15 protein-coding genes are annotated in these 13,339 nt (G+C 72.4%); 10 read left to right on the top strand and 5 right to left on the bottom strand.

The features are described 5' to 3' along the window. Nucleotides 1–67 precede the first annotated feature (67 nt). Genes H295_RS0123955 through H295_RS0123940 form a run of 4 tightly spaced genes read left to right on the top strand, consistent with a single transcriptional unit; the run spans nt 68 to nt 2,545 of the window. The gene (locus tag H295_RS0123955; protein ID WP_020137894.1) at nt 68–478 is read left to right on the top strand and encodes a hypothetical protein; all 411 of its coding nucleotides are present in this window, start codon (nt 68–70) and stop codon (nt 476–478) included. Further along, nucleotides 475–1,590 (top strand): hypothetical protein, encoded by a 1,116-nt coding sequence (locus H295_RS0123950; RefSeq protein ID WP_020137893.1) that lies wholly within the window; start codon nt 475–477, stop codon nt 1,588–1,590. Before H295_RS0123955 ends, H295_RS0123950 begins: the two co-directional genes overlap by 4 nt. Before the next feature lie 34 nt (nt 1,591–1,624). Continuing rightward, nucleotides 1,625–2,149 carry a roadblock/LC7 domain-containing protein gene (locus H295_RS0123945; protein ID WP_020137892.1) on the top strand — a complete coding sequence of 175 codons (525 nt, stop codon included), beginning with the start codon at nt 1,625–1,627 and terminating at the stop codon, nt 2,147–2,149. Between the two features lie 21 nt (nt 2,150–2,170). Next, a complete protein-coding gene (locus H295_RS0123940; RefSeq protein WP_020137891.1) occupies nt 2,171–2,545 on the top strand; it encodes a hypothetical protein in 375 nt (124 codons plus the stop codon). Between the two features lie 19 nt (nt 2,546–2,564). Here H295_RS0123940 and H295_RS0123935 read toward each other — a convergent pair whose 3' ends face one another. The 3 genes from H295_RS0123935 to H295_RS0123925 form a co-directional block, all read right to left on the bottom strand. After that, on the bottom strand, nt 2,565–3,149 hold the full coding sequence (locus H295_RS0123935) for a hypothetical protein (RefSeq protein WP_028809682.1): 585 nt from the start codon (nt 3,147–3,149) through the stop codon (nt 2,565–2,567). A gap of 105 nt (nt 3,150–3,254) precedes the next feature. Further along, nucleotides 3,255–4,106, bottom strand: a complete 852-nt coding sequence (locus tag H295_RS0123930) for a MurR/RpiR family transcriptional regulator (protein WP_028809681.1) — start codon at nt 4,104–4,106, stop codon at nt 3,255–3,257. Between the two features lie 5 nt (nt 4,107–4,111). After that, a complete protein-coding gene (locus H295_RS0123925) occupies nt 4,112–5,755 on the bottom strand; it encodes an aromatic amino acid ammonia-lyase (protein WP_028809680.1) in 1,644 nt (547 codons plus the stop codon). Between the two features lie 141 nt (nt 5,756–5,896). Between H295_RS0123925 and H295_RS0123920 the strand changes: the two genes are divergently transcribed. The 5 genes from H295_RS0123920 to H295_RS0123900 all read left to right on the top strand — a co-directional run bounded on the left by H295_RS0123920 (nt 5,897) and on the right by H295_RS0123900 (nt 9,679). Then, complete coding sequence (locus tag H295_RS0123920) at nt 5,897–6,931, top strand: ABC transporter ATP-binding protein (RefSeq protein WP_020137887.1); 1,035 nt, start codon at nt 5,897–5,899, stop codon at nt 6,929–6,931. Continuing rightward, nucleotides 6,928–7,569, top strand: coding sequence for an ABC transporter permease (locus H295_RS0123915; protein WP_020137886.1), 642 nt, complete (start codon nt 6,928–6,930; stop codon nt 7,567–7,569). Before H295_RS0123920 ends, H295_RS0123915 begins: the two co-directional genes overlap by 4 nt. 3 nt (nt 7,570–7,572) lie before the next feature. Then, nucleotides 7,573–8,235, top strand: coding sequence for an ABC transporter permease (locus tag H295_RS0123910; protein WP_020137885.1), 663 nt, complete (start codon nt 7,573–7,575; stop codon nt 8,233–8,235). A gap of 11 nt (nt 8,236–8,246) precedes the next feature. Beyond that, a complete protein-coding gene (locus tag H295_RS0123905) occupies nt 8,247–9,176 on the top strand; it encodes an ABC transporter substrate-binding protein (protein WP_020137884.1) in 930 nt (309 codons plus the stop codon). A 71-nt stretch (nt 9,177–9,247) separates the two neighbouring features. After that, entirely contained in the window at nt 9,248–9,679 is a 432-nt protein-coding gene (locus H295_RS0123900; protein WP_106960923.1) for a hypothetical protein, read from the top strand. A 99-nt stretch (nt 9,680–9,778) separates the two neighbouring features. On the opposite strand, the gene H295_RS0123895 is transcribed toward H295_RS0123900, so the two are convergent. Next, complete coding sequence (locus H295_RS0123895) at nt 9,779–10,540, bottom strand: SDR family oxidoreductase (protein ID WP_020137882.1); 762 nt, start codon at nt 10,538–10,540, stop codon at nt 9,779–9,781. Nucleotides 10,541–10,718: 178 nt separating this feature from the next. On the opposite strand from H295_RS0123895, the gene H295_RS0123890 reads away from it, so the two are divergent. Next, nucleotides 10,719–11,579, top strand: coding sequence for a helix-turn-helix transcriptional regulator (locus H295_RS0123890; RefSeq protein ID WP_020137881.1), 861 nt, complete (start codon nt 10,719–10,721; stop codon nt 11,577–11,579). Nucleotides 11,580–11,896: 317 nt separating this feature from the next. Here H295_RS0123890 and H295_RS0123885 read toward each other — a convergent pair whose 3' ends face one another. Further along, a complete protein-coding gene (locus H295_RS0123885) occupies nt 11,897–13,285 on the bottom strand; it encodes a cystathionine beta-synthase (protein ID WP_020137880.1) in 1,389 nt (462 codons plus the stop codon). Nucleotides 13,286–13,339: the final 54 nt, after the last annotated feature.

The following is a 13,339-nucleotide window of genomic DNA, read 5'->3' as shown; positions in this document are numbered from 1 at the left end:
CCCCTGGCGCACACGTTGCGTAGTTTCGGCGTCACTCAGCCGAACCCCAGGCGGGAGGGGAGCCACGGTGCAGGGAATCGACGAGTGCCTGCTGGAAGCCATGCGACTGCCGGGTGCGCGGGGCGCCGCGCTGGTCGACTGGACGAGCGGGCTGGCCCTGGGCGCCGTGGGGGAATTCCCCGGCGGTGACCAGGAGGCGGCTGCGGCGGAGGCCGCCGAACTCGCCCGGCTCGCCGCGGAACAGCGCGCCTTCACCTCCGGTACCGACGACACCGGCGCGACCGCCGAGCAGGAGGGGGCCCCGCCGGTCGAGGACCTCATCCTCAGCAACCGGGACAGCTACCACGTGCTCCGTTTCGTGGCGACGTCCTTCGACAGCAGCGTCTTCCTGCACCTGTGGCTGGCCCGCGCGGAGGGCAACCTCGCGCTGGCCCGGATCCGGCTGGGCGAGATGGCCGGACGGCTGGTGCTCGGATGACGACGGTGAAGACCACGGCGTCCACCCCGCCGCCCCGGCTGCCGGTCCGCGACAAGGCGGCCGCCCTCGGCCGCGGCTGGGGCGGGCTCTCGCCGATGCTGACCCGGCTGGCCGCCGAGCGCGCCACCGGCGTCCTGGTGCGCGAGCGCGGCGCCCTGCACCTCGCCGACGGCAAGGTGGTGCACGCCGAGAGCCCGGCCGCCCCCGGCGCCCACGACCTGCTCGCGGCCCACGGCACCCTCGACGCGGACGCCTGGGCCCGGGCGCTGGCCGAGAGCGCGGCGCACGCCGAGGGCCCCGAGCACACCGGCGCCGGGACCGGCACCCGCCGCCGCACCGGCGCGGAGGTGGTGCACCACGCGGGCCGCCGGCTCGTCGAGGACGGGCTGCTCACCCCGGGCGCCCTGGAGCTGTGCCGGCTGACCGCGCTGTACGACGCGGCGTACTTCGCGCTGGCCCCGAGCAGCGCCCCGGGCCGCTTCCGCTACGGCTCCGAGGACGGCCTCGGCACCCCCGGGCTCGGTGCCCCCGGCACCGGCTCCGCGGGCACCCCCGGCCTCACGGGCACTCCCGGCACCGACTCCCCCGGCGCCTCCCCCTCCACAAGCACCCTGGGCGCTCCCGCCGCCCTGGTGGTCCCGGACGGCCCCGGCTCCCGCGGAAGCGCGCTGACCGGCCCCGGAGTCCCGCACCCGATCCCGGTCGCCGACCTGGAGCGGGAGACGCTGCGGCGGCGGGACCTCCTGCACCGCATCTGGCCGGACGCACTGGTCGACGAGGCCCCGCTGACCCGCGAGTACCACCCCGCACCGGCCCCGATCCCGGCCCGCAGACAGGCCGTGCTGGCCCTGGTGAACGGCGTCCGCACGGCCTCCGACATCGCCCGCGAGCTGGGCCGCCCGGCGTTCCACACCCTGGTGGACATACGGCGGCTGGTGGCCGCCGGAGCCGTGTCCCCGCGCCCGGTGACGCTCCCGGGCGACCCGCTCTCCGTCCCGCTGCCCGGGCCCGTCGGCACCGGCCCGCCCATGGATCTCACCGGCACCACCGCGCCCGTCGATCCCCACATCACGCTGCTGAAGAGGCTCAGGGATGCGCTGGAGGCCCTTTGAGCGGCAACGGATCCGCGCCGAGAGGAGAGATCTGATGGCGGCTGCGCAGGACAGCATCCTTGAGGAGCTGCGCAGGCTCCGGGCACGGGTACCGCAGCTCACCGGCGCCCTCGCGGCCGACTCCGACGGACTCGTCCTCGCCCAGGACACCCCGGGCGTCGATCCGGAGACGGTGGCCGCGCTCGCCGGGGCCACCCGGGCGCTCGCCGCCCAGCTCACCGACGAGACCGGCCAGGGCGACCTGCGCGAACTGCTGGTGCGGGGCCTGTACGGCTACGTCGCCTCGTACGCGGCGGGCGCCGGTGCCGTCGTCACGCTGCTCGCCCAGGACCGCGTCAACGTCGGCCGGCTCCATCTGGAGGGCCGCAGGGCGGGGGCCAGGATCGGCGAACTCGTCGACGCCGTGGCCGCCGCCGAACCCACCGAGACCCCTGTGAAGGCGCCCGCGAAACCCGCTCCGGCCCGTGCCAGAGCGGCCCGCCCGTCCCGGGCCAAGCCCGCGGACACACGCGCCACGGTCGTCGCACCGACGTCGGCCCGTACCACCACCGAAAGTTGAGAGAACCGAGGAGACACAGTCATGGCCAACACCGAAACCGCACTGAAGGAGGCCCTCGCCTCCATCGAGGGCGCGACCGGCGTAGCGCTCGTCGACTACACCAGCGGCATGGCGCTCGGCACCATGGGCGGCAGCAAGGGCTTCGACCTGAACGTGGCCGCCGCAGGCAACACCGACGTGATCCGCGCCAAGATGCGCACGATGGAGCACCTGGGGCTCAAGGGCCAGATCGAGGACATCCTGATCACCCTGTCCGACCAGTACCACCTGATCCGCCTGATCAGCGGGCGCGGTGGCAACGGACTCTTCCTCTACCTGGTCCTGGACGCGAAGCGGGCCAACCTCGCGATGGCCCGCCACCAGCTGCGGTCCATCGAGAACGACCTGGAGGTGTGATCCCGTACCGAGGCCTGTTCTAGACGAGTGCCGCGGTGCGGCGGCGTGCCCCTCCCGGGGCCGCGTCGCCCGCCGCGATACCCGTGCTGCGGTACGCCCTGACCGCCTTGCCGGCCGGGCGGCCGCCGTTCGCGGCGAGCCAGTCGACCCGCACCCACAGCAGCGCGTCCTCGTCCCGCTCGCGCCGCCCGAGCCAGGCGGCCTTGAGCCGGAGGCCGGTACCGCATCCGGCGAGCAGCAGACCGCCCGCGACGGGCACGGCGAAGTTGCAGCCCAGGGCGAGCAGCCAGGCCAGCAGCAGCCACCAGCGGTGCCCGCGGCGCCAGTTGCGCACCCCGACGGCACGGTCCTGGAGCACGTCGTGCTTCCCGGCCCGGACGGCGGCCCGCCCGAGTGCCGTGTACCGCCTGCGGCGGCCGTACGACACCACGGCGGCGGCCACGATGAACAGCGCGGCTCCGGCCATGACGCCGATCCGCCGTCCCGTGACGCCCGGCACCAGCAGCCCGACTGCCGCCGCGAACACTCCGGCCCACCACAGGGGTGCGGCTCCGGCCCGTACGACGACGGCCACCCGTACCAGTCCCTGACCTCCGCGTGCCACGTCCGTCCTCCCGTCTCCCGTGTGCGGAATCCGCGGGGCAGGCTAGCGAGGGAACGTGAGACGAGTCTGAAAAAGCGCCCCGGGCCCTGCTACTCGGGGGTCCGGCTACTCCACGAACAGCCCCCGCGCCGCGGCCCGCGCGTCGAACTCCTCCAGGCGGGCCTGGGCGTCCGGCAGGTCGTCGCACATCGCCTCCAGCAGGACCCGGCCCAGCAGCATCGGCGCGCAGGCCGTGTCGAAGGCGAGGCCGGTGCCGACGGCGGCGGGCAGGAGCAGGTCGGAGACCTTGGCGACGGGGGCGAAGGCGGAGTCGGCGACGGTGACGACGGTGAGCCCCGCCTCCTTGGCGTAGGCGAGGGTGTCGACGACCTCGCGCGGGTGCCGGGGCAGGGCGAAGCAGAGCAGGGTCGAGGCGCCCGCGCGCACGGCGGCGTCGATCCGGTCCTGGATCATGGTGCCGCCCTCGTGGAGCAGCCGTACGTCCGGGTGGACCTTGGCCGCGAAGTACGCGAAGCCGTACGCCTGGGAGGCGGCGGCCCGCAGGCCGAGGACCGGCAGCGGGCGGGAGGCGGCCAGCAGCCGTCCCGCCTTCTGCACCGGCCGGGGGTCGGCGAGGATCTCCGCGAGGTGCCTGAGGTTCTCGATCTCGGCCTGGACCGCCTGCTGGTACTCGTTGGACGACTCCGAGGCAGCCGTCTGCTCGGCGGGCGCGACCTCGCGGAGATGGCGGCGCAGGGCGGGGTAGCCGTCGAAGCCGAGCGCGACGGCGAAGCGGGTCACGGAGGGCTGGCTGACCCCGGCCAGTTCGGCCAGCTCGACGCTGGACAGGAACGGCACGTCGGCGGCGCTGCGCACCATGCTGTGCGCGATGCGCCGCTGGGTCGGCGTGAGCCGGTGCCCCTCGAACAGCGCCTGAAGCCGTCCCGCGGGTGTGTCCGCCACACCCGCCGTGCTCATCTCGCTCATGACTCGTTCCCCCTCCAGATGTCCGTGAACCGGTCGAGCAGTGCGGCCGCCGCCGTCACGTCGCCCGTGAGCGGCCGGTCGGCCGGGTCCTCCGCCAGCACCGCCTCGGCAAGCTCCAGCGCGCGACCCGCCGGGAGCCCCGGCTCGGGCCTCAGGTCACGCTGGCGCAGCGCCCGTACGGCGGCCACGAGTTCGCAGCCGACCACGAGACGGTACGCGCCGCACGCGCGCAAGGTCTGACGGGCGGCGAGCGAGGCGAAGCTGGCCTGTTCCTCGACGCCCCGGGAGAGTACAGCGTGGCCGAGCGAGGCGGGCGCGGAGAAGGCCCGCAGGTCGCCGAGGGCCGCTCCGGCGGCGTACTCCAGGATCATCACGCCGGACGAGGCGGGTTCCTGGTCGGCGAGGAAGGGCCTGAGGCGGGTGAAGGCCGGCTCGTTGAGGGTGGAGAGCCGGGACGTGGACAGCCGGGCGACCTGGGTCAGGGCGAGCCTGAAGTGGTCCAGCGCGAGGGCGAGTTGGGCCTGGTAGAAGCCGCCGTGGTGGTAGGCGGCCATGTCCTCGGGGGAGATGAGGGGGTTCTCGGCGGCCGCGTTGATCTCGATCGTGAGGACCTCCTCCAGCGCGTCGGCCGCGTCGTGGGCGGGGCCGTGGATCTGGGGCAGGCAGCGGAAGCCGTACGGGTCCTGGATCCGGCCGAGCGGCGGGGTGGGCCGGTCCTCGGCGCCGATCAACTCCCGCATCCGCCGGGCCACTTCGGCGGAGCCCCGGTGCCGGCGGGCGGCGTGCACGGGGGCGGCGTAGGCCTCGTGGGAGCCGTCCACGGCGAGCAGGGACAGTGCCGCGACGACCTGGGTGGCCTCGACGAGCCCGCGCAGTTCGTGCAGCGCGAGGGCGGCCTGGCCGAGGGTGAGGGCGTTGCTGCTGATGAAGGCGAGGGCGTCGTTGTTGTCCAGCGGCTGGGGCTCGGGGGCGCCGGACGCCGACCGCCAGGGCTCGGGGTGTCGGGCTGCCGAGGGCGAGGCGCCCACGACTGCCGCGCCCCGGCCGTCGACGCCCGCCCATTCCCCAGGCTGCCCGCCGACGCCCGTGCCGCCGCTCCCCGTCTCCCGCCAAGGGTGTTCCCCGGCCAACGCCAGCCCCGCCTGGGCGAGCGCCGCGATGTCCCCGGTGCCGACCGAGCCGAACTCGTTGACGACCGGGTACGCCCCGTTCTCCAGCGCCTCGCACAGGGCCGTCACCACCGTCGGCCGGAGTCCGGCACCGCCCGCGAGCAGCTGGTTGGCGCGGACCGCGAGCATCGCGCGGACCTGCCTCGCGGGGAGCTCCTCGCCGATCGCGCCGGCGTGACTGCGCAGCAGCCGCAGACCGTGCTCGGCGGCCGCGTCGGTGGGCACGTCCTCGTTCCGGTTGGCACCCACGCCGGTCGAGCGGCCGTAGACGCGGCCGGTCGCGGCGATCTGCCGGGCGGCGTCCCAGGACGCGGCGACCCGCTTCATCGCGTCGGTCCCGGGCACCGGCCGGGCGCTCCCGTCGGCGAGGCGGACGACGTCCGCGACCCCGAGCCCGATCCCGTCGAGGACCACCAGACCGGTGTGCGCGACGACGGCAGGATCCGGTGCGTCCACGATACGAGACGACATAGAGCCCAAACCCCTCTCAATGCGGACACTTGATCTTGCCTGCCGGTCATCCGTTACCTCGGATTAACACCGAACCGTTGACAACCTATTCAGATACCGAGAACTCTGCATGACGTTATACAGCCGGGCAAGGGACATCTCATGATCCAGTTCGACGCGGTCCACAAGCGCTTCCCCAACGGCACGACAGCAGTGCACGATCTCACCCTCGACATGCCGGAAGGCGGCGTCACGGTCCTCGTCGGATCTTCCGGTTGCGGCAAGACGACCACCCTCAGGATGATCAATCGTATGGTCGAGCCGACCTCCGGCACGATCAAGGTCGGCGGCAAGGACGTCACCGACCAGGACGCGGCCGAACTGCGCCGCTCCATCGGCTACGTCATCCAGCAGTCCGGCCTCTTCCCGCACCGCACGGTGCTGGACAACATCGCAACCGTCCCGCTTCTGCTCGGCCACGGCCGCCGAAAGGCCCGGGCCCGCGCCGCCGAACTCCTGGAGACCGTCGGCCTGACCGCCGAGGCCAGCAAGCGCTACCCGCACCAGCTCTCCGGCGGCCAGCAGCAGCGCGTCGGGGTCGCCCGCGCCCTCGCCGCCGACCCGCCGGTGCTGCTCATGGACGAGCCGTTCGGCGCGGTCGACCCGGTGGTGCGCACCCAGCTCCAGGACGAACTGCTCCGGCTCCAGAAGGAGTTGAGCAAGACCATCGTCTTCGTCACCCACGACATCGACGAGGCCGTCCGGCTCGGCGACCGCATCGCGATCTTCCGCACCGGCGGCCACCTCGTCCAGTGCGCCCCGCCCGCCGAACTCCTCGCCCGCCCCGCCGACGACTTCGTGGCCGACTTCCTCGGCGCCGAACGCGGCCTGAAGCTGCTGTCGCTGAAGACCCTCGCGGCCGTCCCCCAGGGCCCGGCACCGGAAGGAGACACCTGGAGCCTCGTCTGCGACGAGACGGGCAGGCCGCTGCACTGGGCCTCGCAGCAGACGGAGCTGCCCGTACGACCGCTGCGGGACGGCGACTCGCTGCTCGCCGCCCTCGACGAGTCCCTCGCCTCCCCCACCGGCCTGGTCGCCCGGGTCGACGCGGCCGGCGTCCTCACCGGCGTCAGCTCCCGCGACGACATCCACGCGCACGCCGGACAGGCGCACGCGGAAGCCCGGGTGGCCGCATGAGCATCGACTGGTCGTGGATCTCCGGCCACACCGACGACCTGACCTCGCTCACGGTCTCCCACCTCCAGGCCGCCCTCAGCGCGGTCTTCTTCGGCCTGCTGATCAGCCTCCCGCTCGCCGTGGTCGCCCACCGGATCCGCCCCCTGCGCGGCTTCCTGCTCGGCTTCTCGAACGTCCTGTTCACGATCCCCTCGATCGCGATCTTCGTGCTCCTGCTGCCGGTCAGCGGCCTGACCCGGACCACGACCGTGATCGGCCTGACCGTCTACACCCTGGTCGTCCTGCTGCGGAACACGGTCGAAGGGCTCGACTCGGTCCCCGCGAAGACCAAGGAAGCGGCGAAGGCGATGGGCACGCGCCCCCTGCGCACGCTCCTGACCGTCGAACTCCCCCTCGCGCTCCCCGTGATCATGGCGGGCGTCCGGATCGCGACCGTCATGTCGATCTCCCTGGTGTCGGTCGCCACCTACATCGGCGACGGCGGCCTCGGCCAGCTCTTCACCGACGGCTTCCAGCGCGACTTCCCGACCCCGGTGATCGTGGGCGTGGGCCTCACGCTCCTGCTCGCCGTGGTCGCGGACGCCCTGCTGGTGGCCCTCCAGTACGTCCTGACCCCGTGGCGCCGGAAGCGAGCCTGAGCGATGTACGAACTCCTCAAGAACCTCGGCACCTGGCTGACCAGCGGCTCCCAGTGGACCGGCACCGACGGCATCGCCCACCGGCTCGCCGAGCACCTCCAGTACTCGCTCCTCGCGACCCTCGTCGCCGCCGCGATCGGCCTCCCCCTCGGCCTGCTGATCGGCCACACCGGCAAGGGCGCCTTCCTCGCCATCAACCTCGCCTCGTTCGGCCGCGCCCTGCCCACCGTCGGCCTGGTCGTGCTGGTCTTCCTGGCCGGCGGGCTGTCCATGCTCCCGGTCTACGTCGCGCTCGTCGCCCTCGCGGTCCCGGCGATCGTCACCAACACCTACGCCGGCATGACGGCCGTCGATCCTGACGTGCGCGATGCCGCCCGCGGCCAGGGCATGCGCGGCCACCAGGTCCTGTTCCAGGTCGAACTGCCCCTGGCGCTCCCCCTGATCATGACCGGCCTGCGCCTGGCACTGATCCAGGTCGTCGCCACCGCGACCATCGCGGCCTACGTCTCCTTCGGGGGCCTCGGCCGCTACGTCTTCGACGGCCTCGCCCAGCGCGATCTTGTGCAGGTGCTCGGCGGGGCGGTGCTGGTCGCCGTGGTCGCCGTAGCCCTCGACCTGCTGCTCTCCGGCCTCCAGCGCTTCCTCTTCCGTCACCGCACCGCGTAAGGACCCCTGAGATGAACCGACGCACCCTCCTCGGCGGCCTCTTCGCGGCGGCCTCCGTGCCCGCCCTCTCCGCCTGCTCCAGCGGCATCACCTCCCTCGACGGCGGCGGCACCACCTCCGGCGGGAGCGGCTCCAGCAAGAGCGGCATCACCATCGGCACCGCCAACTTCACCGAGAACCAGGTGCTGGGCTACCTCTACGCGGCCGTGCTCAAGAAGGCCGGCGTCAAGGTCAAGGTCCGCCCCAACCTCGGCACCCGCGAGATCGTGATCCCCGCGCTCAAGGCGGGCGACATCGACCTGCTGCCCGAGTACCAGGGCGCCCTCCTCAACTACCTGGCCCCCAAGGACGCCTCCGCCGAGCCCGGCACCATGCAGAACGCCCTCACCCTGGCCCTGCCCGCCGGCCTCCAGGTGCTGCCCTACAGCCAGGCCGCCGACTCCGACTGCTTCGCCGTCACCCGGGCGACCGCGCGGAAGTACGGCCTGGTCACCCTCGCCGACCTCGCCAAGCAGAACGGCAAGCTGGTGATCGGCGCGGCCCCCGAGGTGAAGAAGCGCCGGGTCGGCGCGGTCGGGCTGAAGGACGTGTACGGCGTCGAGTTCAAGGAGTTCAAGTCGCTGGACTCCGACGGACCCCTGGTCAAGGGGGCCCTGAAGAAGGGCGACGTCGACGTGGCGAACCTCTTCACCACCGACACCGACATCGCGGCCAACGGCTGGGTGATCCTCACCGACCCGAAGAACCTCATCCCCAGCCAGCACATCGTCCCCCTCATCGCCGACCGCAAGGCCGACGACACTGTCCGCAAGGCCCTCGCCCGCCTCGGCAACACCCTGACGACCGCCCAGCTCACCGAGCTCAACAGCCAGGTCGACAACGACAAGAAGGATCCGGAGGACGTGGCCGACGCCTACGCGAAGCAGCACGGGCTGGCCTAGGACGATCCCCCGCCGCAACAGGGGGGCTAACCCCAGTGCAGCGGCCGTCGGGGCTGCCTACCGTGGTGCCCATGACCGGAATGGACGCGCGGGACCCCGAACTCAAGAAGGAACTCAACGCCACCCTGCAGGCCCGCAGGGAGCTGGGCGAGGAGTACGAGTCCGCGCTGGTCGACTCGTTCCTGGAGAAGGTCGACCAGCGGATCGACGGCGCGGTGGACCGCCGCCTGCGCCGTCAGCTCGCCGAGCAGCAGATGGTGACGGCCCGGGGCGCCCGGTCGCCCAGGCCCACCGACTCCTTCGGCGAACGCTTCGGCTTCGGCATCGTCTCGCTGGTCCTCGCGATCCCGCTGTCCGGGATCGGCGGCGGGGTGGCCCACCTGCCGGGCCTCCTGGTGACCTGGGCCGGCATCGTCGGCGTCAACGCCTTCCAGGCCCTGCGCACCAACCCGGACCTGTTCCGAGGCCGCCGCCACAGGAACAAGTCCGACTGGGAGGACTGAGAGGGGACGCGCCGCAGGCGCTTCAGGGGCGCGGGGAACTGCGCGACCAGCCCCCACCCGCCACACAACAGCCGCGCCCCAAAACCTCAGGCGAACCCCTCACACCTGACGCGTGGGCAGCACCATCACCTGCCGCAGATTCACATGCGCCGGCCGACTGGCAACGTAAGCCACCACATCCGCCAGCTCGTACGGCGACAGCGCCCCGAACGCCTCCACCAGCCCCCCGATCGCCTCCTGTCCCTCCGCATCGAGACGCGAGGTGATCTCCGTCTGCGTCACCCCCGGCTCGACGTTGGTCACCCGCACCCCCCGCGGCGAGAACTCGCCCCGCAGCAGCGCCGAGAGATGGGTGACCGCGGCCTTCGTCGCCCCGTACACGGCGAAGCCCGGAAAGCCGGTCAGATGCGCGGCGACGGACGAGATGTTCACGAGGTCCGCGCTCCCGCCCCCTGCCGCCGCCTCGCCCAGGTCCCCGGCGAAGGCCCCGGTGATGCGCAGCACCCCGGTGAGATTGGTGTCGATCATCGCCTGCCACTCGTCGACGGGCGCCTGCTCGATCGGGTTCGGCAGCATGACACCGGCGTTGTTGACGACCAGGTCGACGGTCCCGTACGCCTCGTGGATCCGCGCCACCGCGGCCTGAACCGACGCGTCGTCCGTGATGTCGGCGACCACGGCCAGCGCCTGCCCGCCGTCGGCCACGATCTTCTCCACGACGGCGTCGAGCCGCTCCGCGCGCCGCGCCAGCAGCGCGACCCTCGCCCCCTCCGCGGCCAGCGTCACGGCGACCGCCTCACCGATCCCGCTCGCGGCCCCGGTGACGACAGCGGTGCGTCCGGCCAGATTCTCGTACGACATGAAAGTGCTCCTCGGAAGGCGGAAACCGGAAGGCGGAAAGCCGAAGGAATGTCAGCCGGGGCCTCTCCCCGGCTCGTCCACGACTCTCCGCCGCCCGGGCCGCCGTACCCAGGGATGAGCTCTTCCTGGGTCTGCCAGTACCAGGTTCCGCCACCACTGCTCCCCTACGATCGAACCCATGGACGGGGATCTCGGAGACTTTCTGCGCTCGCGTCGGGCCCGCATCCGGCCCGAGGACGTGGGCCTGCCCTCGTACGGCCGGCGCCGGGTGCCCGGCCTGCGCCGCGAGGAGGTGGCGCAGCTGGCCGGGGTGAGCGTCGACTACTACATCCGCCTGGAGCAGGGCCGCGGACCGAGCGTTTCGGACGCCGTCCTGGACTCCATCGCCCGGGTGCTCCGGCTGGACGAGACCGAGCGGACCTATCTGCACACGGTGGCCCGGCCGCCGAAGAAGGAGAGGGACGGCCGCCGCCGCAGCGCACGGCCGGGCATCCGCGCCGGCATCCGGCTGCTGCTCGACAGCATGGACCGCACCCCGGCGTTCGTCCTCGGCCCCGCGATGGAGGCGCTGGCCTGGAACGACCTCGGCGACGCCCTGCACGGGTTCAGCCGGCTGCCCGCGGACCGGCGCAACATCGTCCGGCACCTCTTCCTGGAGCCCGAGGCCCGGGACCTCTACCCCGACTGGGCCACGGTCGCCGCCCAGTGCGTGGCCACCCTGCGGCTGAGCGCGGGCACCCACGCCGACCACCGCGAACTGCGCGACCTCGTCGGCGAACTCTCCCTCAAGAGCGAGGACTTCCGGCGGCTGTGGGCCGACCACCAGGTCAGGGCGTGCATGTACGGCACGAAACGCCTTCTGCACCCGGTGGCGGGCCCGCTGACGCTGTCCTACGAATCGCTGACGCTCCCGGAGACACCGGAGCACACCTTGGTGGTCTACACACCGGAGCCGGGATCGGAGACCGCGGAGAGGCTGGCGCTGCTGGGCAGTTGGGCCGGTACGAGCGCCGAGAACGTACGAGCGCCCGGAAAGTAATGCGCGGGGACCGCCGCACCCCCGTTGACGGGGGGCGGGACGACGGCGGTCCCCGCGAGGGACGTCGACCGGGTCAGGCCAGGTCCACGTCCGGCGTCCATGGAGGTCCGGGAGCCGCTCCGGAGGTCCTTGGACGTTCGGCGCCGGCCGGGGCGGGGAGCCGCTCCCGCCCTGCCGACACCCACTAATCTGCCGGACCCGTGTTAAGCGTGTGCTGCGCGGACGTGACGCCCTCGTACCACTTCCACGAAGTCCACCCTTTGGGTGGGAAACCGGAAGTTCGCCTCCGGCACCCGGCGTTCACCGGACGTTTCCCGCTACTTGCCGCCCTTGGCGAGGAAGGCCAGCAGGTCCTGGCGGCTGACGACACCGGTGGGCTTGCCCTCCACGAGGACGATCGCCGCGTCCGCCGCGCCGAGGACCGACATCAGGTCCCCGACCGGTTCGCCGGAGCCGACCTGGGGCAGCGGCGCCGACATGTGCTTCTCCAGCGGGTCCTGGAGCGAGGCCCGCTGGGTGAACAGCGCGTCGAGCAGTTCGCGTTCGACGACGGAGCCGATGACCTCGGCGGCCATCACGTCGGGGTGGCCGGCGCCGGGCTTGACGATCGGCATCTGCGAGACGCCGTACTCGCGCAGCACCTCGATGGCCTCGCCGACCGTCTCGTCGGGGTGCATGTGCACGAGGGACGGGATGGCGCCGTGCACCTTGTCGTTGAGGACGTCGGCCACGCGGGCGCTGGGGCCCTCGTCCTCCAGGAAGCCGTAGTCGGCCATCCACTCGTCGTTGAAGATCTTCGAGAGGTAGCCGCGCCCGCTGTCCGGGAGCAGGACCACCACGACGCCGTTCTCGTCGAGGCGTTCGGCGACCCGCAGGGCCGCGACGACGGCCATGCCGCAGGAGCCGCCCACCAGGAGGCCCTCCTCCTTGGCGAGGCGGCGGGTCATCTGGAAGGAGTCCTTGTCGGAGACCGGGACGATCTCGTCGGCGACGGTCCGGTCGTAGGCGGTGGGCCAGAAGTCCTCACCGACACCCTCGACGAGGTACGGCCGCCCGGAACCGCCGGAGTACACCGAGCCCTCGGGGTCGGCGCCGATCACCTGGACCGTGCCGTCGCTGGCGTCCTTCAGGTAGCGGCCGGTGCCGGAGATGGTGCCGCCGGTGCCGACGCCCGCCACGAAGTGGGTGATCTTCCCCTCCGTCTGCTCCCACAGCTCGGGGCCGGTGGAGTGGTAGTGGGAGAGCGGGTTGTTGGGGTTGGAGTACTGGTCGGGCTTCCACGCGCCGGGCGTCTCACGGACCAGCCGGTCGGAGACGTTGTAGTAGGAGTCCGGGTGCTCCGGGTCCACGGCGGTCGGGCAGACGACGACCTCGGCGCCGTACGCGCGAAGGACGTTGATCTTGTCGGTCGAGACCTTGTCGGGGCACACGAAGATGCACTTGTACCCCTTCTGCTGCGCCACGATGGCGAGCCCGACTCCGGTGTTGCCGCTGGTCGGCTCGACGATGGTGCCCCCGGGCTTCAGCGCGCCGCTCTCCTCCGCCGCCTCGATCATGCGCAGGGCGATGCGGTCCTTCACGGAGCCGCCGGGGTTGAAGTACTCGACCTTGGCCAGGACGGTCGCCTTGATGCCCTTGGTCACGCTGTTGAGCTTCACCAGCGGGGTGTCGCCGACGAGGCTGATCATCGAGTCGTGGAATTGCACCGTTGTCTCCGGATGCTTGCAAAGAAAGTGGTCCTAGTGGTCCAGCCAGCCTAT

This window comes from Streptomyces sp. 351MFTsu5.1, assembly GCF_000383655.1.
In the GTDB taxonomy this organism is placed as follows: Bacteria; Actinomycetota; Actinomycetes; order Streptomycetales; family Streptomycetaceae; genus Streptomyces; species Streptomyces griseorubiginosus.
Note: the sequence above shows the minus strand (reverse complement) of the source record. Positions and strands in the feature narration are given on the sequence as shown.

What these genes read in the sequence shown, in the direction of transcription:
- H295_RS0123950 (WP_020137893.1), top strand. Translation starts at nt 475, where the DNA reads ATGACGACGGTGAAGACCACGGCGTCCACCCCGCCGCCCCGGCTGCCG.
- H295_RS0123945 (WP_020137892.1), top strand. Translation starts at nt 1,625, where the DNA reads ATGGCGGCTGCGCAGGACAGCATCCTTGAGGAGCTGCGCAGGCTCCGG.
- H295_RS0123940 (WP_020137891.1), top strand. Translation starts at nt 2,171, where the DNA reads ATGGCCAACACCGAAACCGCACTGAAGGAGGCCCTCGCCTCCATCGAG.
- H295_RS0123930 (WP_028809681.1), bottom strand. Translation starts at nt 4,106, where the DNA reads ATGAGCACGGCGGGTGTGGCGGACACACCCGCGGGACGGCTTCAGGCG.
- H295_RS0123925 (WP_028809680.1), bottom strand. Translation starts at nt 5,755, where the DNA reads ATGTCGTCTCGTATCGTGGACGCACCGGATCCTGCCGTCGTCGCGCAC.
- H295_RS0123920 (WP_020137887.1), top strand. Translation starts at nt 5,897, where the DNA reads ATGATCCAGTTCGACGCGGTCCACAAGCGCTTCCCCAACGGCACGACA.
- H295_RS0123915 (WP_020137886.1), top strand. Translation starts at nt 6,928, where the DNA reads ATGAGCATCGACTGGTCGTGGATCTCCGGCCACACCGACGACCTGACC.
- H295_RS0123910 (WP_020137885.1), top strand. Translation starts at nt 7,573, where the DNA reads ATGTACGAACTCCTCAAGAACCTCGGCACCTGGCTGACCAGCGGCTCC.
- H295_RS0123905 (WP_020137884.1), top strand. Translation starts at nt 8,247, where the DNA reads ATGAACCGACGCACCCTCCTCGGCGGCCTCTTCGCGGCGGCCTCCGTG.
- H295_RS0123900 (WP_106960923.1), top strand. Translation starts at nt 9,248, where the DNA reads ATGACCGGAATGGACGCGCGGGACCCCGAACTCAAGAAGGAACTCAAC.
- H295_RS0123895 (WP_020137882.1), bottom strand. Translation starts at nt 10,540, where the DNA reads ATGTCGTACGAGAATCTGGCCGGACGCACCGCTGTCGTCACCGGGGCC.
- H295_RS0123890 (WP_020137881.1), top strand. Translation starts at nt 10,719, where the DNA reads ATGGACGGGGATCTCGGAGACTTTCTGCGCTCGCGTCGGGCCCGCATC.